The organism is Mycolicibacterium iranicum, from assembly GCF_002101705.1.
In the GTDB taxonomy this organism is placed as follows: Bacteria; Actinomycetota; Actinomycetes; order Mycobacteriales; family Mycobacteriaceae; genus Mycobacterium; species Mycobacterium iranicum.
In genome coordinates, this window is record NZ_LQPC01000028.1 from 286,202 (window position 1) to 306,680 (window position 20,479).

General features: G+C 67.1%; 24 protein-coding genes. 13 read left to right on the plus strand and 11 right to left on the minus strand.

Annotated elements, in window-relative coordinates; translation table 11 throughout:
• Positions 1-30 precede the first annotated feature (30 nt).
• Entirely contained in the window at positions 31-1,212 is a 1,182-nt protein-coding gene (locus AWC12_RS12135) for an ROK family transcriptional regulator (protein ID WP_085174523.1), read from the minus strand.
• Between the two features lie 52 nt (positions 1,213-1,264).
• Between AWC12_RS12135 and AWC12_RS12140 the strand changes: the two genes are divergently transcribed.
• Positions 1,265-2,416, plus strand: a complete 1,152-nt coding sequence (locus AWC12_RS12140) for an MFS transporter (protein WP_234813984.1) — start codon at positions 1,265-1,267, stop codon at positions 2,414-2,416.
• 89 nt (positions 2,417-2,505) lie between these two features.
• A complete protein-coding gene (locus tag AWC12_RS12145) occupies positions 2,506-3,540 on the plus strand; it encodes a GlxA family transcriptional regulator (RefSeq protein WP_085174527.1) in 1,035 nt (344 codons plus the stop codon).
• On the opposite strand, the gene AWC12_RS12150 is transcribed toward AWC12_RS12145, so the two are convergent.
• Entirely contained in the window at positions 3,490-4,473 is a 984-nt protein-coding gene (locus AWC12_RS12150; RefSeq protein WP_085174529.1) for a GlxA family transcriptional regulator, read from the minus strand. The genes AWC12_RS12145 and AWC12_RS12150 overlap by 51 nt on opposite strands.
• 191 nt (positions 4,474-4,664) lie before the next feature.
• Here AWC12_RS12150 and AWC12_RS12155 point away from each other — a divergent pair, with 191 nt between their 5' ends.
• From AWC12_RS12155 to AWC12_RS12175, 5 genes are read left to right on the plus strand one after another with little or no spacing between them, the layout of a single operon-like run.
• A complete protein-coding gene (locus AWC12_RS12155; protein WP_085174531.1) occupies positions 4,665-5,189 on the plus strand; it encodes a DUF1097 domain-containing protein in 525 nt (174 codons plus the stop codon).
• On the plus strand, positions 5,186-5,920 hold the full coding sequence (gene nthB, locus AWC12_RS12160) for a nitrile hydratase subunit beta (RefSeq protein WP_024446415.1): 735 nt from the start codon (positions 5,186-5,188) through the stop codon (positions 5,918-5,920). Before AWC12_RS12155 ends, nthB begins: the two co-directional genes overlap by 4 nt.
• The gene (nthA, locus tag AWC12_RS12165) at positions 5,917-6,537 is read left to right on the plus strand and encodes a nitrile hydratase subunit alpha (protein WP_024446414.1); all 621 of its coding nucleotides are present in this window, start codon (positions 5,917-5,919) and stop codon (positions 6,535-6,537) included. The genes nthB and nthA overlap by 4 nt, the downstream gene beginning before the upstream one ends.
• On the plus strand, positions 6,534-6,818 hold the full coding sequence (locus AWC12_RS12170; protein ID WP_024446413.1) for a nitrile hydratase accessory protein: 285 nt from the start codon (positions 6,534-6,536) through the stop codon (positions 6,816-6,818). The genes nthA and AWC12_RS12170 overlap by 4 nt, the downstream gene beginning before the upstream one ends.
• A 34-nt stretch (positions 6,819-6,852) precedes the next feature.
• Positions 6,853-7,530 (plus strand): energy-coupling factor ABC transporter permease, encoded by a 678-nt coding sequence (locus AWC12_RS12175; protein ID WP_024446412.1) that lies wholly within the window; start codon positions 6,853-6,855, stop codon positions 7,528-7,530.
• 2 nt (positions 7,531-7,532) lie between these two features.
• Here AWC12_RS12175 and AWC12_RS12180 read toward each other — a convergent pair whose 3' ends face one another.
• Together AWC12_RS12180 and AWC12_RS12185 are read right to left on the minus strand one after the other, a co-directional pair.
• Positions 7,533-8,012, minus strand: coding sequence for a hypothetical protein (locus AWC12_RS12180; protein ID WP_024446411.1), 480 nt, complete (start codon positions 8,010-8,012; stop codon positions 7,533-7,535).
• Between the two features lie 125 nt (positions 8,013-8,137).
• The gene (locus AWC12_RS12185; protein WP_024446410.1) at positions 8,138-9,682 is read right to left on the minus strand and encodes a phospholipase D family protein; all 1,545 of its coding nucleotides are present in this window, start codon (positions 9,680-9,682) and stop codon (positions 8,138-8,140) included.
• 99 nt (positions 9,683-9,781) lie between these two features.
• Here AWC12_RS12185 and AWC12_RS12190 point away from each other — a divergent pair, with 99 nt between their 5' ends.
• Positions 9,782-10,189 (plus strand): YciI family protein, encoded by a 408-nt coding sequence (locus tag AWC12_RS12190; protein WP_085174635.1) that lies wholly within the window; start codon positions 9,782-9,784, stop codon positions 10,187-10,189.
• Positions 10,189-11,328 (plus strand): RNA polymerase sigma factor, encoded by a 1,140-nt coding sequence (locus tag AWC12_RS12195; RefSeq protein ID WP_024449456.1) that lies wholly within the window; start codon positions 10,189-10,191, stop codon positions 11,326-11,328. The genes AWC12_RS12190 and AWC12_RS12195 overlap by 1 nt, the downstream gene beginning before the upstream one ends.
• Here the strand turns inward: AWC12_RS12195 and AWC12_RS12200 are convergent.
• Together AWC12_RS12200 and AWC12_RS12205 are read right to left on the minus strand one after the other, a co-directional pair.
• A complete protein-coding gene (locus tag AWC12_RS12200; RefSeq protein ID WP_024449455.1) occupies positions 11,323-11,628 on the minus strand; it encodes a DUF202 domain-containing protein in 306 nt (101 codons plus the stop codon). The genes AWC12_RS12195 and AWC12_RS12200 overlap by 6 nt on opposite strands.
• The gene (locus AWC12_RS12205) at positions 11,625-11,972 is read right to left on the minus strand and encodes a YidH family protein (protein ID WP_024449454.1); all 348 of its coding nucleotides are present in this window, start codon (positions 11,970-11,972) and stop codon (positions 11,625-11,627) included. The genes AWC12_RS12200 and AWC12_RS12205 overlap by 4 nt, the downstream gene beginning before the upstream one ends.
• Before the next feature lie 184 nt (positions 11,973-12,156).
• Between AWC12_RS12205 and AWC12_RS12210 the strand changes: the two genes are divergently transcribed.
• Both AWC12_RS12210 and AWC12_RS12215 read left to right on the plus strand, forming a co-directional pair.
• The gene (locus tag AWC12_RS12210; RefSeq protein ID WP_024449453.1) at positions 12,157-12,543 is read left to right on the plus strand and encodes a hypothetical protein; all 387 of its coding nucleotides are present in this window, start codon (positions 12,157-12,159) and stop codon (positions 12,541-12,543) included.
• Positions 12,544-12,589: 46 nt separating this feature from the next.
• Positions 12,590-13,420 (plus strand): LLM class F420-dependent oxidoreductase, encoded by an 831-nt coding sequence (locus tag AWC12_RS12215; RefSeq protein WP_085174533.1) that lies wholly within the window; start codon positions 12,590-12,592, stop codon positions 13,418-13,420.
• Between the two features lies 1 nt (position 13,421).
• Here the strand turns inward: AWC12_RS12215 and AWC12_RS31080 are convergent, their stop codons facing one another.
• From AWC12_RS31080 to AWC12_RS12225, 3 genes are all read right to left on the minus strand, one after another.
• Entirely contained in the window at positions 13,422-13,562 is a 141-nt protein-coding gene (locus AWC12_RS31080) for a hypothetical protein (protein WP_162834996.1), read from the minus strand.
• 145 nt (positions 13,563-13,707) lie between these two features.
• Complete coding sequence (locus AWC12_RS12220) at positions 13,708-14,409, minus strand: SHOCT domain-containing protein (RefSeq protein WP_085174535.1); 702 nt, start codon at positions 14,407-14,409, stop codon at positions 13,708-13,710.
• Between the two features lie 24 nt (positions 14,410-14,433).
• Complete coding sequence (locus AWC12_RS12225) at positions 14,434-16,947, minus strand: DEAD/DEAH box helicase (RefSeq protein ID WP_085174637.1); 2,514 nt, start codon at positions 16,945-16,947, stop codon at positions 14,434-14,436.
• A 55-nt stretch (positions 16,948-17,002) separates the two neighbouring features.
• On the opposite strand from AWC12_RS12225, the gene AWC12_RS12230 reads away from it, so the two are divergent.
• Both AWC12_RS12230 and AWC12_RS12235 read left to right on the plus strand, forming a co-directional pair.
• The gene (locus tag AWC12_RS12230) at positions 17,003-17,848 is read left to right on the plus strand and encodes a lysophospholipid acyltransferase family protein (RefSeq protein ID WP_024449449.1); all 846 of its coding nucleotides are present in this window, start codon (positions 17,003-17,005) and stop codon (positions 17,846-17,848) included.
• A gap of 9 nt (positions 17,849-17,857) precedes the next feature.
• On the plus strand, positions 17,858-18,292 hold the full coding sequence (locus AWC12_RS12235) for an SRPBCC family protein (RefSeq protein ID WP_085174537.1): 435 nt from the start codon (positions 17,858-17,860) through the stop codon (positions 18,290-18,292).
• A 20-nt stretch (positions 18,293-18,312) separates the two neighbouring features.
• Here the strand turns inward: AWC12_RS12235 and AWC12_RS12240 are convergent, their stop codons facing one another.
• Positions 18,313-19,158, minus strand: coding sequence for an acyl-CoA thioesterase (locus AWC12_RS12240; protein WP_207576420.1), 846 nt, complete (start codon positions 19,156-19,158; stop codon positions 18,313-18,315).
• A 19-nt stretch (positions 19,159-19,177) separates the two neighbouring features.
• Positions 19,178-20,419, minus strand: a complete 1,242-nt coding sequence (locus AWC12_RS12245) for a metallophosphoesterase (RefSeq protein ID WP_085174541.1) — start codon at positions 20,417-20,419, stop codon at positions 19,178-19,180.
• Between the last annotated feature and the right edge of the window lie 60 nt (positions 20,420-20,479).

Below are 20,479 nucleotides of genomic sequence, written 5' to 3' on the forward strand. Positions count from 1 at the left end.
TGCCGAAACCCGCCGCTGCGCGGCCACGACTCAGTTCCGCCGGGCCCAGTCGGCCAGTGCCGCCTCCGATGTGATGCGGTCGAGCGCCAGCGCTGCGGCGCCGTGCAGCGATGCGTCCTCGCCGAGCATTCCGTCGCGCACCTTCGGAGCGGCTGACTTGCGAAACCCCATGAGCCCGTCCCGGTATGCGGTGTCGAATGCCCGGGGCGCCGCGTCTCGGAGCTGCGGGGCCAGCCCGCCCAGCGTCACGATCGCGGGGTCGTGCACGTTGACGAGGCCCGCGATGCCACGCCCGAGCGAGGTCGCCACCGCATCGAGCGCCGTCCCGCTGCCGGGCGGCCGTTCACGAAGAACCCTGTGTGCGAACGCGATCGGGTCAGCGGGCGCCGGGACGCCGAGGTGACGGGCCAGCGCCCGGCCGTCGACGGTCAGGTCCCAGCAACCCCGTGCCCCGCAGGGGCATTCCAGCTCGGGATCGCCGAAGGGAATGTGTCCGTATTCGCCTGCCGCACCGCGAAATCCGGCCACCGGCTCACCGTTGACGACGAGCGTCCCTCCGAGACCGACAAGCACGATCAGGTGCAGCGCCGTACCAGCGTTGCGGGCTGCGCCGGTCCGCGCCTCGGCGAGACCCGCAAGGGTCGCGTCGTTGCCCAGGACCAGTGGCAGGTTCGCGCGGGCGGGCAGTCGAGCCGTCAGAGCCCTCAGGTCGACGTCGCGCCAGCCGCGCGTGGTGAACTGCACCAGCCGCGAATCTCTCACAGTGCCCGCCACCGAGACGGAAACGGCGCGGGCGCGCCCGGACAGTCTGCGGTACTCCTCGGCGACCGCCGAGGCGATGTGGTCGAGCACTCGCGCGGGGCCCGCCCGGCCGTGCCGCCCCTGGGCGATCACCTGCGGAATGCCGTCGAGGCTCGCCCGCGCCAACCGCCAGTCTCCTTGCCGCAGGTCGACGGCCAGCACCACCGGGCCGTCAGGGTGGGGACGCAGAACTGTGGTCGGTCTGCCCCGGCCGCTGGCCGGTGCGGGCGCTTCGTCGAGCAGATTTGCACGACGCAACCTGGCGACCAGATCTGCGGCGCCGCCGCTGCTCATGGCGAGTCGCTCGGCGGCCGCCGCGCGGGTGATGCCGGGCTCGGAGCGTGCGAGTGCGATCAGCTTCGCAGCGCCGTACCAGCGCAGCTGCGAGGCGGATCCGAGCTCTTGCGGCATGGGCACCAATATTCCAGTTGATTAAACTCGTGCACTGAGTATATTCGCGGCAGTGACCTCGGATCTGCGCGCCACCCGGCCCGCCCTGCTGTCGCTGGCGGTGGCGTCGTGTCTGGCCGTCACCACCGAAGTCCTGCCCGTCGGTCTGCTCACCGGCATCGGGGAGGGCTTCGGGGTAGAAGCCTCGGTGACGGGCCTGCTCGTCACCCTCTACGCGGTCATGGTCGCCACGTTGGCGGTCCCGCTCACCCTGATCACGAGCCGGTTCCCGCGTAAGCCGTTGCTGCTGCTGACCCTCGCCGGCTACGCGTTGTCGAACGCGATGGTCGCCGCCGCCCCTGTCTTCGCCGTGGTCGCCGCGGGACGGATGATCGGCGGAATCACGCACGCGCTGTTCTTCTCGTTGTGCATCGGGTACGTGCCGCGGCTGGTGTCCGGCGCCTACGTGGGACGGGCGCTGGCTCTCGCAACAGGCGGCGCATCGGCGGGATTCGTTCTGGGCGTGCCACTTTCGACATCACTGGGCACGGCTGTGGGATGGCGGGCCTCGTTCGCGGTGCTGGCGGTCGCGGCGGTGGCGGTGCTGGCACTCGTAGCGGTGGTGCTGCCCGACGTGTCCGGGGACCATCCCGAGGGAACCGGCGACGGACGCGGTGGCGAACTGGCGGCGGTGGCCGTCGCGAATGTACTGACCTATCTGGGGCAGTTCACCCTGTACACGTACATCAGCCTGCTGCTCCTGTCGTCCGGCCTCGAGCCCGCGCTGGTCGGGCCCCTGCTGCTCCTTTGCGGTGCGTGCGGCTTCGCCGGGTTGTATTGCACCGCAAAGACACTCGATCGTAATCCGAGAGCCACCGCGACGACCGTCCTGCTCACCGTCATCGGCGGTCTCGTGATCCTCGCGTGCACCTATCCGACGCTGGGATGGGTCGTGCTCGCCGCCGGGGTGTGGAACGGGGCGTTCGGCGGTGTGCCGTCGATCTACCAGGCCTGCGCCGTGCGGTCCCAGGCGGCATCTCCGGAACTGTCAGGCGCCTGGGTCAACGCCACGGCCAACCTCGGCATCGCGGGCGGCGCCGCTATCGGCGCGGGCGTACTCACCGTTGCCGACGTCGGCGTGCTGCCGTGGGTTGCGGTGGGATTGGTGGCCGCCGGCCTCGTGGTCGTCGTCGCGGCGCGGCGTGCCTTCCCCTCGACGTCGTGACCAATGCAACGCGCTGGTAACAGATCTCGGATACATTGACCCACGTCGCGGGGGATATCGGAGGGCACCGGAAGGGCAGATCAAGACACGTGGCCGACGAATCGAGACATCTCCCGGCGTCGAAGACGGTCGTCTTCGCCCTCTATGACAAGGTGACCCTGCAGGATGTCGCGGCGCCCCTGGAAATCTTCGCCCGCGCCAACGACTTCGGTGCGCGTTACACGGTGTTGTTGGCATCGCCGACAGGTCGTGCGGTCGGCACCACCGCCTTCGCCACGCTCGATGTCGACGTCTCGGTCAACGAGGTTCCGGACGCGTTCGACACGTTGGTGGTCCCCGGGGGTGTTCCCGCCGAGTTCATGTTCACCCCGGGGGTGCACGACATCCCCGAGGAACCGACCCCGGATTCGGTCCCGGATGCGATAGGCATGGTGCGCAAGCTCGCGCCGCGGGCCCGCAGAATCGCCTCCGTGTGCACCGGGTCTTTTGTGCTCGCGGCTCTGGGTCTGCTCGACAGCCGGCGTGCGACCACCCATTGGGCGCACTGCCAAACCCTGGCGCGCTGCTATCCGAATGTCGAGGTCGACCCCGACTCGCTGTTCGTGCAGGACGGTCCGTTCATCACCGGTGCGGGTATCACCGCGGGGATCGACCTGGCGCTCGCGATGGTCGAAAGCGACTTCGGGCCCGCCGTGGCCAGACGGGTGGCGCGGTGGATGGTCGTGTTTCTCCAGCGGCCGGGCGGGCAAGCGCAGTTCAGCGTGTGGGCTGAATCGGCGTTGCCGGTCACCGGCGGTCTTCGCGAGATCGTCGATTCCGTCATTGCCGACCCCGGTGCTGATCACTCCCTTGCTGCGATGGCCGAGCGTGCGGCCGTCAGCGAGCGTCACCTGGTGCGTGTGTTTCGTGAGCAGGTCGGTATGACGCCGGCGCGATTCGTCGAGCAGGCCCGCCTCGAAGCTGCCAAGGTGCTGCTCGCCACCGGCGATCAGAGTCAGGATGCGGTGGCGCGCCGCACCGGTTTAGGAACCTCCGACACTCTGCGGAGGACGTTCCGACGCAATCTCGGGATCTCACCCGGCATGTATCGAAACCGCTTTCGCACTACGGGAATCAGCCAATAGCCGCGTGCGCCGAGCATCGAGATGAGTCCGGACGCTGGCCCCGTAGTGCAGTCCGCTGCGGCGGGCCGCAGCGCGGAATGACTCCCCGGCCAGGATCAGCGCCACCGCGTTCTCCATCCGTACCTCGTGAACATACTGGCGCAACGTCATACCTGTCTGCGCCTTGAACAACCGCGCCAGGTGTCGCGGGCTGATTCCGAGTTGTGCTGCCACGGAGTCGAGTTCGTAGTGCCCGGCGGGATCGACGTTGACCGTCTCCAGAAGTCTGTCGATCTCGGGATGCTTGGGGCGCGGTGTCCGCGCTGCCACCGAAATCTGCGGATGGCCTTCCAGCCTTCTGCCGAGCACCACCAGCTCCTTGGAAATATCCTGTGCGACGGCGGCCCCGTGGTCCTCACAGACCAGGGCGAGAGCCAGGTCGATTCCGGCAGCCGCACCCGCCGAGGTCCACACGTTGCCGTCGCAGATGTACACCGATTCGCGGTCGACGATCACCGACGGATGGCGCACGGCGAACGAGTCCAGGTGACGCCAATGCGTCGTCGCGCGCCGACCGTCGAGCACCCCGGCCGCGGCGAGAGCGAATGAACCGGTGCCTATCGAGGCCACCCGGCGTGCCCGCGCGGCGTGGGACCGGACCGTGCGAACGAGATGCCACGGCGCACCGTCGGCGACCACGCGTTCGCTGCCGGGGACGAACAGTATGTCGATGACTTCGGAGGCGAGAGCTGATACGGGCGCCGTGTGAAGCGTTAGACCCGACGCGCACCGGACCGCCGTGGCCTCGGTGGTGGAGTAGAACGCGACAGAGTAGGCGGAGCCCAGACCACCGGCGACGTCGAACACTTCGAGCGGACCGGCGACGTCCAGCCCGCGGACGCCCTCGAACACCAGAACCGCGATGTGCGGTGGCCTGCGGACGGGGCTGCTCACTGCCACAGCGTGGCCGGGGCAGGATTCCCATGCGCGCCTATGTCCGGAATTGCACTCGACCTGTCCGGGACGGTCGGTCCATGTCCCGTTTTGCCGCACACCTGTCGCAGCGGGCAGGTATCCGAAAACCAGCGGTTACGTTCCGGAAACACCCCGACGCGAACGTAGTTGGCGACACGAGGAGGGACCATATGGATTCGCGGTCTGCGCTGACGCTGAGTATCGGTGTGCTCGGAGGTGTGGCGGTCGCCTTCACGGCCACGGTGATCGCCGTTCCGATCTGGGTGGTGTTTCTCGCCTGGGCGTCGTTCTTCTTCGTCGGTGGAGGCCCCGCCGGCTGGATGAGATCGGTGTGCTCCAACCTGGTTGGCGTCGCGATCGCATGTGCGAGCCTGTACGCCGCACACTTGTTCGGGGGCAGCCTGACCGCCACCGCCATCGCCGTAGGCGTCGGCAGCGCGCTGATGGTCCAGGCGTCGTGGTTGGGACTGCTTTCCACCACACCGGCGGTCGTCGTCGGGTTCGCCTCAACCGTGTCGACCGTTGCCGGAACCGGCCAATTGGTGACCGCGACAAGCATTTCGCACCCCGGACTGGTGGCGGCATGCGCATGCGTGCTCGGTGCGACATTCGGAATCGCCTCCGAATACGTGGCCACCGCAATGACACGACCGGCACCGGCCGGCCGGCCCGACACGGAAGGCGCAGCAGCATGAAGCTCCAGCACTATCTCGGCGGGCTCGAGGGATTGCCTCAGCCACTCGATCTCGAGAAGCGGGTGTTCGTCGAAGACTGGGAGAAGCGCATCTTCGGCATCCACGTCGCGATGATGGGTCTGAGCAATCACCTCGGCTCGGCGCTGCCCGAGTATCCGATCGACGATGTGCCGACGGAATTCCATGATGAATGGACGTGGGCTTCGCTGCGCACCGGTGCCGAGGGCATGAATCCCTTCGACTACTTCAAGTTCCGCTACTACGAGAAATGGCTCGGCGGCATCAGTGCGTTCTTCGTGGACAGAGGCTACGTCTCCGAGGCCGAGATCGGTGCGCTCCTGGGCGCCGTCGATGCGCCGACGGACCAGGGCGATCCCGCCATCGACGATCAGGTGATCGCCTATCTGCGCCGCGGCGACAGCCCCCGCCGCGATGTCGCCCATCCGAAGTTCGCCGTAGGACAAAAGGTTTGCATCGCCGACAAGCCCGCCGCCGAGCACACGCGGCTTCCCGGCTATCTGCGTGCCAAGGTCGGGACCGTGCAGCGCATCTTCGAAGGCGACTACGGCTATTTCGTCGCCACCGGTGACGGCATCGGCGACCCCATGCCGATATACATCGTCGAGTTCACCCCTCAGGAGCTGTGGGGTCCCCGCGCGGAACCAGGCGCCAACAGCCTCTATGCCGAATTGTTCGAGGCCTACCTGCAACCCCTCGAGGAGGACAAGTGACCGACCAGTTCGCCTACCCGCCCGACCGTGAGAAGCTCAGCGCCGACCGGGTCGCCGCGCTGGAACGGCTCTTGATCGAAAAGGGCATCATCACAAGTCACACGGTCGACAAGGTACTGGCCTATTTCGAATCGGAGATGACTCCGCTCAACGGCAAGAAGATTGTTGTGAAGGCGTGGACTGATCCGGAATTCGCCGCGCGGGTCGTCGACGATACGCCCGCCGCCATCGCCGAACTGGAACTGCCGGAGGGCATGGCCGGTGCCGAAGGCGAGCATCTGCAGGCTGTCGCCAATTCCCCGGGTGTGCACAACCTGGTGATCTGCACGCTCTGCTCGTGCTTTCCCTGGCCGGTTCTCGGGCTGCCGCCGTACTGGTACAAGGATCCGGTGTTTCGTGCGCGCGCCGCGCGCGAACCACGCACGGTACTCGCGGAGGTCGGGGTCGAACTACCCGACGACACCGAGATCAAGATCTGGGATTCATCCGGGCACTCCCGGTGGTTCGTCATACCGGAACGGCCCTCGGGCACAGACGGTTTCACCGACGAGCAACTCATGGACCTGGTCACCACGGAGTCGATGATGGGTGTCGCGCTGGCGGGGCAGGCGTCATGAAGCTGCACAACACCTGTACCACCGACCAGGCCGCGCCATCCTTCGACCACGAGTGGCAGCGCCGGGCTTTCGGTCTCGCCCTTGCGCTTTCAGAGTTCGGGCACTATCCCTGGAGCGAATTCCAGCAGAGCCTCATCGACACCATCGGCGCCTGGGAAGCGTCGCCGGAACCTGTTCGAGGCGAATGGGAGTATTACGACCACTGGGTCGCCGCTCTCGAACATGTCGTCGACCGACGGTCGATTCTGTCAGCACCCGAAGAGCTGCGCGACCACCACTGAACCAACACCGAACAGCGAGAAGAACGGAACTGACATGCACATCGAGCCAGGTTTGGTCGACGGGGCCAAGATCGTCCTGAGTTATGCCACCGCCGCGGGCACGGGCGCCTACGCGCTCAGCGCTGCGTGGAAGCACGTCAAAGAACGCGGCATTGCGTCTCTGCTTGTCGGCGCCACGCTGACGACGGCACTGGTGTTCGCATTCTTCGAGGTGTTCCCGCACTTCCCCGTCGGAGTGTCCGAGGTCCACCTCATCCTCGGGTCGACGTTGTTCCTGCTCTTCGGAGCCGCTCCGGCGGCGATCGGTTTAGCGCTGGGGCTGCTCATCCAGGGCCTGCTCGTGGCGCCGTTCGATCTCCCGCAGTACGGCATGAACGTCACCACGTTGTTGGTGCCGTTGTTCGCGTTGCAGTATGTGGCCGGCAGGACCATCGCGCCCGAGACCCGATATGTCGACCTGAAATACCGTCAGGCGTTGACGCTGTCGGCGACATATCAGGCAGGGATCGTGTCCTGGGTGACCTTCTGGGCCCTCTACGGGCAGGGCTTCTCTGTAGAAACCGTCACCAGCGTGGCCACGTTCGGCGCGGCGTATCTGTCGGTGATCGTGCTGGAGCCGTTGGCAGACCTCGCGGTGCTCGCGGCGGCCAAGGCCGCCCAGCGCTACCGCGACGGTGCGTGGCTGGAGCCGAGGTTGTTCAATCCCGCCTGAGTTCAGGCGGCCGAGCTGCGCAGACGTGCGCAACTGACCGGCGCGGGCGTCGACACCGGCGTCTGCGCCGGCGCGGCCTTGCGCCGCGTGTCGCGAGCATCACGCTGGATTCGGCGGGCGAGCACGCGGTCGTTGCGCTTGTTCAGCGAGCGGCTGCGCTGCACCAGCTGGTCGAGTTGCTGCCAGCTCAGTCCGTCGAGGTCGCCATCGGAGTCGTGGGTGGCGATCACGACCGAGCCTCGCAGCAGCGGTACCGATTTCGCCGTGAAACCCGTTGTCGCCAGCAGAAGTTCGGTCGCCGCGAGGTTGACGCGGCGCTGGCAGCCGTGCGTCGACGGGCTGAACCAGAAATCGAACTGTCGGTCCGTACTGGTCAGGCAGTGCAGACCCTGGTCGTGCATCAGCTTCTCGATATCGGCCTTGGTGTAGGCGCGGGTCTCATACACGGCGCCGCGGGCGCTGAAGTAAAGAACTGTGTTCATGTCGATGTTCCATTCATCTCTTTCATCGGTTCCCTGGATGCGCGGGCGCGCCGCCGCGCTGTTAACAGAGTTACCCATGTGACTTTTGAGACAAACGTTGATATCGAATATGCAACGACACATCGCTACCATCGCCGCTGCAGGCGGTCGCGATAGGAACGGCCGTCGGGGTCGTAGACGGCCCGGTATACGGGCTCGGCCCAGATCCGCGTCAGGGCGCCGAGATGTTCGGGTTGGTGCGGGCGCAGTCGTCCCGGCGGACGCGGGCCGACTCGGCCTCGGTCGTGCCAGTCCTGCAACGCGTGTGCCGATCGGATGACAGCGCGCACGGCGTCCGCAGGATCGACGAGCTCGCCGTCTTGGCTGCCGTCGGTTGCTCGGTCGAGGTGCTCGCGAAGAAGGCGCAACCTCAGATCCCGGGCGAATCCACCGGTGTCGTCGAGCACCGCGCACGACAATTCGCTGTCGTGTGTCCAGGATCGCCGGTTGAAGTTGTCGCTACCGACCGAAGCCCAGACATCGTCGATCACACAGACTTTAGCGTGCACGTAAACCGGTGTGCTGTCGTGGTTTTCGAGATCGAAGACGTGAACGCGGTCGGGATCTGCTGCCCGGCACGTCTCGAGAGCGTGCTGGCGCCCGACCTGGTTGGGCGGAAGTGCGAGGCGTCCGTCGACATCGGGGTGGCGCGGCACGACCGCGATGAGATGGAGGTCGGGATTGGCCCTCAGCGCGGCGGCGAACAGATTGGTCACGTCCTTCGACCACAGGTATTGGTCCTCCAGGTAGATGAGCCGACGCGCGCGTCGCAGCGCCTTCGTGTAGCCGCGGGCGATGCTGAACTCTCCGTGCGGGGCGAAGGCGTACTCGAAGTGGGCGTCGGGGTAGGTGCGCAACACCTGCACCGAGTGGGGACCGCACGGTGGCGGGTCCGTGGGCTGTGGTGGCAGCTCACCTGGAGTCAGGTCGGCTCGCCGAAGCTTGTCGACCACCCACGCGATGGGGGAGAGCATGTCCAGCGGCGCCGGATCGGTCCAGCGTTCCCGGAACGTGGTGTCCAGCGCGCCGACCGCCGGACCCCGGATGCGCAGCTGGACGTCATGCCACGGCGGCCTGTCGCCGTACGCGGGGGACATCTGGACGGCCTGAACGTCGCCGCGATGGTCGGCATCGTCACGGCGGGAATGGCACAGGTCGATTCCGCCGACGAACGCGACGTCGCGTTCTGGATTGCTGGGGCGACGCAGCACCACCAGCTTCTGATGATGGGAACCGCCGAACCGCACCCGCTGATCGAGGAGCACCTCGCCACCGGCGGCTTCGATGGCCTCCCCGAGGTGCTGGTTCTCCTCCTCGCTGTAGGAGAACTTGTCCAGATGCGAGCGCCACACCAGTCCCTTGACGACCACGCCACGGCGCGCGGCGTCGGAGAACAGCTTCGCGATCGTCGGACCCGCGTCACGCATCCGCTGATCGGGATCGCCACGCCAATCGGTGAAAAACAGGTGATCACCCGGGCCGAGAGCGGCGACCTCGGTCGCCAGTCGGTCGAAGTACGTGGCGCCATGTATCAGCGGCTCGACCCGGTTTCCCGTGCTCCAGTCGGGGATAGACGTGGCGAAGTTGCCGCGCTCGCCGGCGGCGAGAAACCAGTCCGTTGAATCAGGCACCTCCACCAGTTACCCGAAAACACGGATGTCGAGAATCATGGGGCGGCTCCGTCCCTGGGGTGAGTGACCAACACGGGTCGCCACCGAAAGGAGAATTTCATGGCGAAGTACCTATTCCTCAAGCACTACCGCGGCGCTCCGGCTTCGGTCAACGACGTCCCGATGGACCGGTGGTCGCCGAGTGAGATCGAAGCGCACATCCAGTACATGCAGGACTTCGCGGACCGTCTGCGCGACAGCGGCGAGTACGTCGACAGCCAGGCGTTGATGCCCGACGGAGCTTGGGTCCGTCACGACGGCGAGGGCAGGCCGCCCGTCACCGACGGACCGTTTGCAGAGACCAAGGATCTCATCGCCGGCTACATGATTGTCGACGTGGACTCCTATGAGCGGGCGGTCGAATTGGCCGGTGAACTGTCCGCCGCGCCCGGCGCCGGCGGCAAGCCGATACACGAGTGGCTCGAGGTGCGCCCGTTCATGAGCGGCACGCACCTTCCCGCCGAGTGATGACGGAGGCGCAGCTGCGCGACCTCATCCCCGGTGTCCTGGCTGCCCTCGTCCGCCGCGGAGCGGACTTCGCCAGCGCGGAGGACGCCGTGCAGGAGGCATTGATCCGCGCGATCGACTCGTGGCCCGACAATCGCCCCGCGGATCCGAAGGGCTGGCTGATCACCACGGCGTGGCGCCGGTTCATCGATATCGCCAGAGCCGATGCTGCGCGACGTGATCGCGAGCGGCAGGTGAGCGACGAGCCGGCGCCGGGACCCGTACAGTCTGCGGACGACACCCTCGATATCTACTTCCTGTGCGCCCATCCCAGCCTGAGCGCCGCTTCCGCGGTGGCGCTGACGCTGCGGGCCGTCGGCGGTCTCACCACCCGGCAGATCGCCCAGGCCTACCTGGTCCCCGAAGCGACGATGGCGCAACGGATCAGCAGAGCGAAACGGACGGTCAGCGAGGTGCGCCTCGACCAGCCCGGAGATCTGCGCACTGTGCTCAAGGTGCTGTACCTGGTGTTCAACGAGGGCTACACCGGCGACGTCGACCTCGCCGCAGAGGCGATCCGGCTGGCACGCCAGCTTGCGTCGCAGACCGCCGACGAAGAGGTAGCCGGGTTGCTGGCGCTTTTCCTGTTGCACCACGCACGCCGTCCGTCCCGCACGCGTGCCGACGGCAGCCTCGTTCCGCTCGCAGACCAGGACCGCAGCCTGTGGCGCACCGACCTCATCGCCGAAGGCGTCGCGATCCTTCAGGCTGCGCTGGCGCTGGACCGCTTGGGCGAGTACCAGGCGCAGGCCGCGATCGCGGCCCTGCACGCAGACGCCCGAACCTCGACGGAGACCGACTGGGTACAGATCGTCGAGTGGTACGACGAGTTGCTCCGCTTCAACGACAGCACGATCGTGCGTCTCAACCGTGCCGTCGCGATCGGCGAGGCCGACGGCCCGCAGGCCGGTCTCGCCGCGCTGGCCGAGGTTGATCCGGCGCTACCGCGCTACACCGCGTCAGAGGCTTACCTTCGTGAGAAGGCCGGTGACACCGATCTGGCGGCTCGGCTCTACACCGAAGCAGCCGCGCAGGCGCAGACCGTCGCCGAGCGCAACCACCTGACCATGCGCGCGGCATCGCTGCGCCACAGCTCATAGCGCGACGAGCAGGACGACGACGATGGCCAGCGCGAAAAGCGCTGTGCCGTAACCGAGTATCAAGACCTCGCCGCGCGGCGGCGGCACCCTGCTCTGCTCTTCGCGCATGCGAAGCGACCGCCGGTAAGCGAGCCACAGCACGACGAGCGCGAGCAGTCCCGCGAGGGATGCGAGTGTTACCCGGCCCACCTCGAGGGGCCCATGCGGGCGCAGCAGGACCAGCGCACCGCCGACGACGATCCCGAATGCGCTTCGCTCCCAGGACAGCTGCGTGCGCTCCACCTGGAGGCCCGGTTTCATCGGGGCGGCCAGACGAACAGGATCACCAGCACCGCGACGGTGATCACGAAGATCGCCGTGCCCAGTGCGGCGGGGATCCGCGTCGGAGGCAGGTCCTCACCGCAGCGCATCGCCGTCTGCACGCGTTGCCAGCGTCTGACCGCCAGCGCGGCGAGTACACCGCCGCCGGCGGTCAAAACGATGCTCAGAACGTGTCGTACCCCGGCGATCCCGAAAGCCGGTAGGAACTGGATCACGGCCACACCGCCGGCGATCAGTGCCAGCGAGGTGCGGATCCAGGCGAGGAAGGTGCGCTCGTTGGCCAGGGTGAATCGGTAGTCCGGTTCCTCACCCTCGTCGCGCACCGGTCAACCGTAATATGCGCGGCGCGCCGTGGACGGTGACCCGGACCCGGTTCGGGCTTCGAGCGTGTCGTTGATGCTTGATGCGCGCTGGGCGCCAGCGGATAGTCACCTGCGAGGCGAGGCTGCCCTGTGTGGCTTTAGTCTGGGCTCGCTGAGAAGCATCTGACGTTGACAGGGAGGCTCGATGTATCTGCCGACTGTTCGCGCGGCCGCTGCGACATGGCTCGCGGGTACCGCAGTGGCGTTGGTTGTGCAGGGAGTATTCCCGGAAAAGTTCGCCGCCACTACAGCATGGGGGTACAACCCCGGGTGGCAACGCGAGATCGCGATCTGGAACCTGGGGACGTTGGTCGCGGGAACGGCCATAGTCGCGGGTGCCGGCGACCCCGTGCGGGCGCAACTTCGTGGTCTGGCCGTCCTCTCAGCGTTGTTCGGGGCCAATCATGCTGCCGCGGCGGCGCGGTCGGGCAAGCCCGGCAACATCGCGTGGGCCGTCATCAACGGTGGCGGTGTCGTATCCGCCCTCGGCGCGTTGGCGCAGCGAAAGCCCGACTGTCGGACTGCTCGGTAGCACCCTGCAGGCGGTCGGCGCATTCGGCAGGAATAGCCTCGCAGGAGTGAAGTTCGGGATCTCCACTTTCGTCAACGACGACACCATCGACACGGTGTCGCTGGCCCGCGCAATCGAGGAGCGGGGCTTCGACTCGCTCGCCGTCGCCGAGCACACCCACATCCCGGCAAGCCGGGAGTCGGCGTATCCGCTCGGCGGCGAGCTGCCGCAGATCTACTACCGCACGCTCGACCCGTTCGTCACGCTCGCCGCGGCGGCCGCCGTCACCTCCACAATCGAACTGATCACCGGCATCGCGCTGCTCATCCAGCGCGACCCGATCATCACCGCGAAGGAGGCCGCTAGCATCGACGTGCTGTCCGACGGTCGCTTCGTGTTCGGTGTCGGCGCCGGCTGGAACATCGAGGAGTTGCGCCACCACGGCACCGATCCGAAGACCCGTGGTGCGCTGCTCGACGAGCGCATCGAGGCGATCAAGACGTTGTGGACCGATGAGCCTGCCGAATACCACGGCAAATACGTCGATTTCGAGTCGTCGTACCTTCGGCCGAAGCCGGTCCGCAAGCCTCACCCGCCGATCCTCATCGGTGGTGACTCCGATGCGACCGTGAAACGTATTCTCCGGCACCGGGCGGGCTGGATCTCGAATCCGCTGCCCGTGGAGAACCTGAAACGACGTGTCGACCAGATTCGCGAGGGCGCAGACTACGACGTGCCGCTCTCGCAGTTCGGCACCCCCGCCAATCCTGACTACTGGCACGCGGTCGAAGAGCTGGGATTCAGCCGGCTAGGCGTGCTGCTTCCCACCAAACCGCTCGACGAATCCTTGCGCCTACTCGACGCCTACGCCGAGAGGGTCGCCCAGTACCGAGGCTAGGTCAGCGCTCGGGGCCCTCATATCGCTGTGCGACGGCCACCAACTCGTCCCGAATCGTCGAGTGGGGCATGGCGGCAATCCGTGCGTAGAGGCGCCGCCGATCACGGTTGATCTGGCGGGCGGCACGGTACTGCGCGAACATCTTTGGGACTCCTGTTTCGTTGACTTGGGGTCCGGCGCGAATCGGGGATCGCCCATCGGCCGGACCCTGTCCATGGTCCGTGTTACATCCGCGTTAATCAAACCGCCGACGTGTGATCTTGGAGACAGAGAGCCTGGTCACAGCGCTAAAGACGTGCGAGCAACTCTGCCTTCTTGGTGGCGAACTCTTCGTCGGAGAGGATGCCGCGCTCGTGCAGGCCGGCCAGCGACTCGATCGCCGCGATAACGCCGGCCGTATCCCCGGCCGTAGCAGCCGGGGGAGCAGCCGGCGGAGCGGGCGGCTGGGCGCCGCCGAGTTCGCGCAGGCTCGACACGTCGAAAGTGCCGAGCTGGCTGGTAAAGGTCACCGAGCCGCCTGCGCCACCCTGTTGTTGCGCGACACCACCGATTTGATGCTCACCGGTGTCGAAAATCCTTGTGGTTCCTTTGAAGTGGATCGCTAAACGACGGGACGCCGGAAACACCGCATAGCGGGTGTCGTTCTGGCCGCCCGTGGAGCTGGGGACGCCGAGGTCGTCGGGCCACCAATTGCCGGCAGTCGGGGCGGGCGTGAACACCGTCGTCGTCGACATCAGCTGGGTCAGTTCGTTGCACAGGGCGTCGACGCGTGCGTTGAGCGCGTTGTCGAACATGTCGCCGACCATGGTCATGCCGCCACGCATCCACTGGCCGGATCCGCCGAGCTCTGGAATCGAGAACTGGGCCATGGTGCCGCCGCCGGCCCGCAGCGCCACGAGCATCGCGAGCACGGACTCGCGCGAAAGCCCGTGTCGGCGAGCGATGTCGGTGATAGCCGGTTCGGCCTGAGGAGTTACCGGTTCGGTCATGGTCTCCGGTGTACCCGGTGGCGCTCAGTCCAAGCGGCCCGCATCGACCACGTGCAGCACCGCCGCACCTTCCTCGTCGGAGGCCTCGAGATCGACCTCGACGTCGAAGCCCCAATCGTGATCGCCGGCGGGGTCGTCGAGGATCTGCCGCACCCGCCAGACGTCGGGCTGCCTGTCGAAGATGAGGAGCGCGGGTCCGCGGGCGTCGGCGCCGGTTCCGACGTCGTCGTGGTCGGTGAAGTACTCGTCGCCGATCTCGCGCCAGCGCTCGGCGCTCAACCCGGACCGGCCGTCGAGCGCGGCGAGTTCATCCCATCGTTCCCGTGCGAATAGCTCCACCCGCCTGAACAGCGCGTTGCGCACCATCGCGGTGAACGCGCGCTCGTTGCCGGTCAGCGGGCGAGGACGGGCGGGCACGGCCACTGGGGCATCGAGAGGCTGGTCGGGGCTGGTGAGCTGTTCCCACTCGTCGAGCAGGCTCGAATCCACCTGCCGCACAAGCTCACCGAGCCACTCGACGATGTCGGTGAGTTCCTCGGTGCGTGCCGCGGCGGGCACACCGGAGCGCAACGCCTTGAAGGCGTCGGACAGATAGCGCAGCACCGCCCCTTCTGCGCGCATCAGACCGTAGACGCTGACGTACTCCCGGAAGGTGAAGGCCCCCTCCCACATCTCGCGTGCGATGGACTTGGGTGAGAGCTTGCCGTCGGCCGCCCACGGATTGCTGCGCAGATACACCTCGAACGCGTGCTCGAGCAGTTCGGCCAGGGGCTTGGGGTAGGTCACCTCGTCGAGCAGTTCGATCCGCTCGTCGTACTCGATGCCGTCGGCCTTCATCTGTGCGACCGCTTCGCCCCTGGCTCTGTTCAGTTGGGCCGCCAGGATCTGGCGCGGATCCTCCAGCGTCGCCTCGATGACGGAAAGGACATCGAGGGCATAGGTTTCCGCGTCGGTGTCCAGCAGGTCGATGGCAGCCAACGCGAATGTCGACAACGGCTGATTCAGCGCGAAGTCGCGCGGCAGATCGACGGTGAGGCGGTAGCGCCGCACGTCCGGTTCGGGCTCGGGCAGCCGCTCGACCACTCCCGCCTGCAGCAGCGAACGGGCGATTCCGACGGCCTCGCGGATGAGCCGTAGCTGCTTCTTGCGCGGCTCGTGGTTGTCGGTGAGCAGCCGTCGCATCGACTCGAACGGATCACCCGGTCTATCGACGACATCGAGGATCATTGCCGTGGTGACTCGCATATGGCTCGTCAGCGGTTCAGGCGCGGCATCGACGAGCCTGGTCATCGTCGATTCACTCCACGGCACCATGCCCTCGGGAACTTTGCGGCGCACCAGCTTTCGCCGCTTCTTCGGGTCGTCGGCGACTTTGGCGAACTGTTTGAGGTTCTCCACCTCGTGCTCGGGTGCCTGCACGACGACAGTGCCCGCCGTGTCGAATCCGGCGCGTCCGGCGCGGCCGGCGATCTGGTGGAACTCGCGGGCGCTGAGCAGCCGGGTTCGGGTCCCGTCGTACTTCGACAATGCCGAGAACACCACGGTGCGGATCGGCACGTTGATGCCGACACCCAGAGTGTCGGTACCGCAGATGACCTTCAGCAGCCCTGCCTGAGCGAGCTGCTCGACCAACCGCCGGTACTTGGGCAGCATGCCGGCGTGGTGCACCCCGATGCCGTGGCGCACCAGCCGCGACAGCGTCGAGCCGAACGCGGTGGAAAAGCGGAAAGCTCCGATGTGGTCGGCGATCGCGGCCTTCTCGTCCTTGGAGCTGACGTTGACGCTCATCAGTGCCTGCGCCCGCTCCAGTGCCGAAGCCTGCGTGAAGTGGACGACGTAGATCGGCGACTGCTTGGTGTCGACGAGTTCCTGGATCGTCTCGTGCATCGGTGTTGTTGCGTACGAGTAGTACAGCGGCACAGGACGTTCCGCGTTGGCCACCAGCGCGGTCGGCCTGCCGGTGCGCCGGGTGAGATCCTCGCGCAGAAAGGTGACGTCGCCCAATGTCGCAGACATCAGCAGGAACTGCGCGTGCGGCAGTTCCAGCAGCGGCACCTGCCACGCCCACCCGCGGTCGGGGTCGCCGTAGAAGTGGAACTCGTCCATCACGCACAGGCCGATGGCTGCGCCGCGGCCTTCCCGCAGCGCGACGTTCGCCAGGATCTCGGCGGTGCACGCGATGATCGGCGCGTCGGAGTTCACCGCCGCGTCCCCGGTGAGCATCCCGACGTTGGCGGCCCCGAAGACGTCGCACAGCGCGAAGAACTTCTCGCTCACGAGCGCCTTGATCGGGGCCGTGTAGTAACTGGTGGCCCCGGCCGCCAGTTGCGCGTAGATCGCGCCCGTTGCAACGAGGGACTTCCCCGATCCGGTCGGAGTGGCCAGGATGACGTTCGCACCGCTGACCAACTCGATCAGCGCCTCCTCCTGCGCCGGGTAGAGCGTCGTGCCCGCGGCTTCGGCCCACGCCGCGAACGCTGTGAACAGTTCGTCGGCGTCGTCACCCGGGCGCGGTTGAAGGAGTGCGGTCGAGTTCATCAGGGATACACCCTGCCAGGTTTGCCGCACGGCGCTGTTGTCAATATCACTTCGCATGGCCGGGTTGGGTGATGTTCTCGAGTGGGTCAAGCACGAGGTTTCGGCGCGCGTGCCCAAGGCCGACCTCGATCAGCGCGACGCCGACTACATTCGCGAGCAACTGCCGGGTCTGTGGCTGCTGGCCTCGCTGTATTTCCGGGCCGATGTGCGTGGTCTCGACCGCATCCCGGCCGACAAGCCGGTGCTGCTCGTCGGGAACCACAGCGGCGGCAACCTACCCCCCGATACATTTGTGTTCACGCTGGCGTTCTGCTCCTACTTCGGTGTCGAGCGACCCTTCTACCAGCTGGCACACAACCTGGTGGTGTCCATGCCGGGGCTGGGCTCGCTGCGCAAGTTCGGCACCGTCGCCGCCAACCACGACAACGCCACCCTCGCGTTGAAGTCCGGTGCCGCGCTGCTGGTCTACCCGGGCGGCGACTACGAGGTGTTCCGGCCGTCCTGGAAACGTCATGAGGTCGACTTCGGCGGGCGCAAGGGCTACGTCAAGCTGGCGCGCGAAGCCGGTGTACCGATCGTGCCGATCGCCAGCGTCGGCGGTCAGGAGGCGGCGCTGTTCCTCGACCGCGGGCAGTGGCTGGCCAGGCTGTTGCAGGTGGACAAGATCGCGCGGCTCAAGAGCGTCCCGATTCTCCTTGCTCCCCCGTGGGGATTGGCCGTCAGCGACATGGTTCCCCGGCTGCCGTTGCCGACCAAGATCGTGATCGAGGTGCAGGAGCCGATCGACGCCGACGACATCGCCGCCGGCGACGACGAGACCATCCACGACAGGGTCGAGGGCGCACTGCAGTCCGCCGTCGACCGGCTGGCCGCCGAGCGACGCTTCCCGGTGCTCGGCTAGGAGATACCCATGAGGCTTTCGCGCAGTGTGATCGTCGAGGTCGAACCCCATCTGGTGTGGAAGCACATCAGCGACCCGGGGTGCTATCCGGAGTTCATGGCGAGCCTCGAGCGGTGGGAGACCGTCACCGACGGCCCCGTCGGCGTCGGTTCGCGCTACACCGTGCACTGGAAGGTCGGTTCGGTTCCGATCGGCGGGGTGATCGAGGTCGTCGAGTTCGACGAGCCCAGAGACCTGGCCTGGATCGGGATCACCGGGGTGACGCTGCGGGGCCGGTTCCGGATGCGCGACGCGGGGGACGGGCGCACCAAGGTCACGTTCCGCCTCGCGTACGAGGCGCCGGGAGGCGTGCTCGGCCTTATCGCGGACTACGTGGCGTCGCGTCAGGTGGGACGCATCATGGATCGCACCGTCAAGCAGCTGAAAGCCCTTGTCGAGGACTGACTTTCAGTCCCAGCCGATGTTCAGTGTCGCGGCGGTCGTCCGGGAGGGAAGTACATCTCCTGACGGACCGTGCACACCAGTTGGCCGGCGCGATTGAACATCGTGCCGCTGGCCAGCGCCAGTGTGTCGGTGCTGCTGGGTGAAGACTGCTCGTAGAGAAGCCAATCGGTCAGATCGGCGGGCGCGTGGAACCACACCGAATGGTCTCGCTGGGCCGACACGCTGACACCGCCGCGCACCGCGTATGCGGGCTCGGTGAGGGTGACCGCCGAGAGGTAGGCCACCAGCGCGGCGGTCAGCACGGGGTCATCGGGGACGGCGCCGTCGGGCCGCCACCAGATCCGGGACCGCGCCGGCGGCTCGGTGTCGGCGTCCACGATGCGCCGCTCGAACCAACGCAGGCTCGCCCACTGACCCTTGGTGGTCTCCTCGGATTCGGCGAAGTGCGGCGCCACCCAGGGCAGCGATTCCGGTTGCGGCACTTCGGGAATGGCCGGTTGGTAGTCCACAGGGGGTGTCGGCATGGTTTCGTGCGAGGCAGACTTGAACGACGACATCGCCTCGAGCAGGATCTCCTGGCCCTGTCGTGCCGTCACCCGGCGCGCCGAAAACGTGCGTCCCTCCTGAAGCTGGGCGACGTCAAAAATCACGGGAAGACGTGAGTCACCGGGTCGCAGGAAGTAGGTGTGCACGCTGTGCGGGGCACGGTCGGGCGCGGTGAGGCTCGCGGCGAGCAGCGCCTGCGCCGAGATGTGGCCGCCCAGGATGTGGTTGGCCGGCGCGGGCAGCTGGTCGCCCACGAAGGACATCTCGCCGGCGCGCTCGAACTGCAGGGTGGCGAGCACGTCGGCCAGCGATGAGGACACGCCGGACATCTTGCCCGAGCTATGACTGAGCGCTGCGCAGGGTCAGCAGGGTGATCTCGCTGGGTGCGAACACCCGGAACGGCGGACCCCAGAAACCGGTACCGCGGCTGGTGTAGAGCTGGGTCCGCTCGCCGTGCCTGCTGAGGCCGTGCACGACGGGCTGCTCGATGCGCACCAGGAAATTGAACGGCCAGATCTGCCCGCCGTGGGTGTGACCGGACAACTGCAGGTCCACGCCGGCGCGGGCCGCGTCGGAGACCTGCTTGGGCTGGTGGGCCAGCAGAAGCACCGGCAACTCCGGGTCGGCGCCCGCGAGGGCGGTGGCGAGATCCTGGCCGTGCCCGCGAACCCCGGATCCTGCTGCGGTGGCGTCGTCGACACCGGCGACGACGAGCCGGTCACCGCCGCGCTCGATCGTGACGTGCCGGTTGTGCAGAACGTCCCAGCCGATGCGCTCCATGTAGTCGAGCCAACCCTGCGCTTCGCTGAAGTACTCGTGGTTGCCCGTCACGTAGACCCGTGCCGAGGCGGCGCGCACCGACGCCAGCGGTGCCGCCTGCTGGTCCCGGACCTCGGCGGTGCCGTCAGCGATGTCGCCGACGTGGCACACGATATCGGCGGCGAGCTCGTTGACCCGCTCGACAACGCCCGCCGACCATCGAGTCCGGTTGATCGGCCCGTAGTGCGTGTCGGTGATGACCGCGACGCGCAGGCCGTCGAGCCCGCGGCCGAGGCGCGGAATCGTCACGTCGAGAGCCTTCACTCGCGGCACCCGCATCGCCTCGGTGTAGCCCCAGACAAGAAGAGCGACGGCCACGGCCAGCACAGTGACGGTGACGATCCGGGAGCGCGCCGGGTCGGTGACACCCGCCACAAGCAGGGCGAGCTCGAGCACCTGACCCAGGACCGACCACACGAACAACACCCAGGCGGCGCCGAGCAGCGCATCGCCGAGCGCGGCCGCACCGTCGTGCCGTCTCCCGTGGCCCGACAGCATCAGGATCGGCAATCCGGCGAGGGCGGCGGCAAAGGCGATCGAACCCACGACCACGACAGCAGTCGGCCACGCCGCCCCGCCGACCACCAGCGTCAGCCAGGGCACCCCGAACAGAAGCAGCAGGATGGAGAACACGACAGCCACGCGGCGCCAGCGTCGCGGCCGACGAGGCGCCGGCTCCTCGCGCAAGCGCTCGTCTTCCACATGCTCCTCGCGCAAGCGCTCGTCTTCCACATGCTCCTCGCGCAAGCGCTCGTCGGTCATCTATCGAAAGTACCGACGGGTCATTCCGCATCGTCTAGGTCACAGTGTTGAATGACCCAG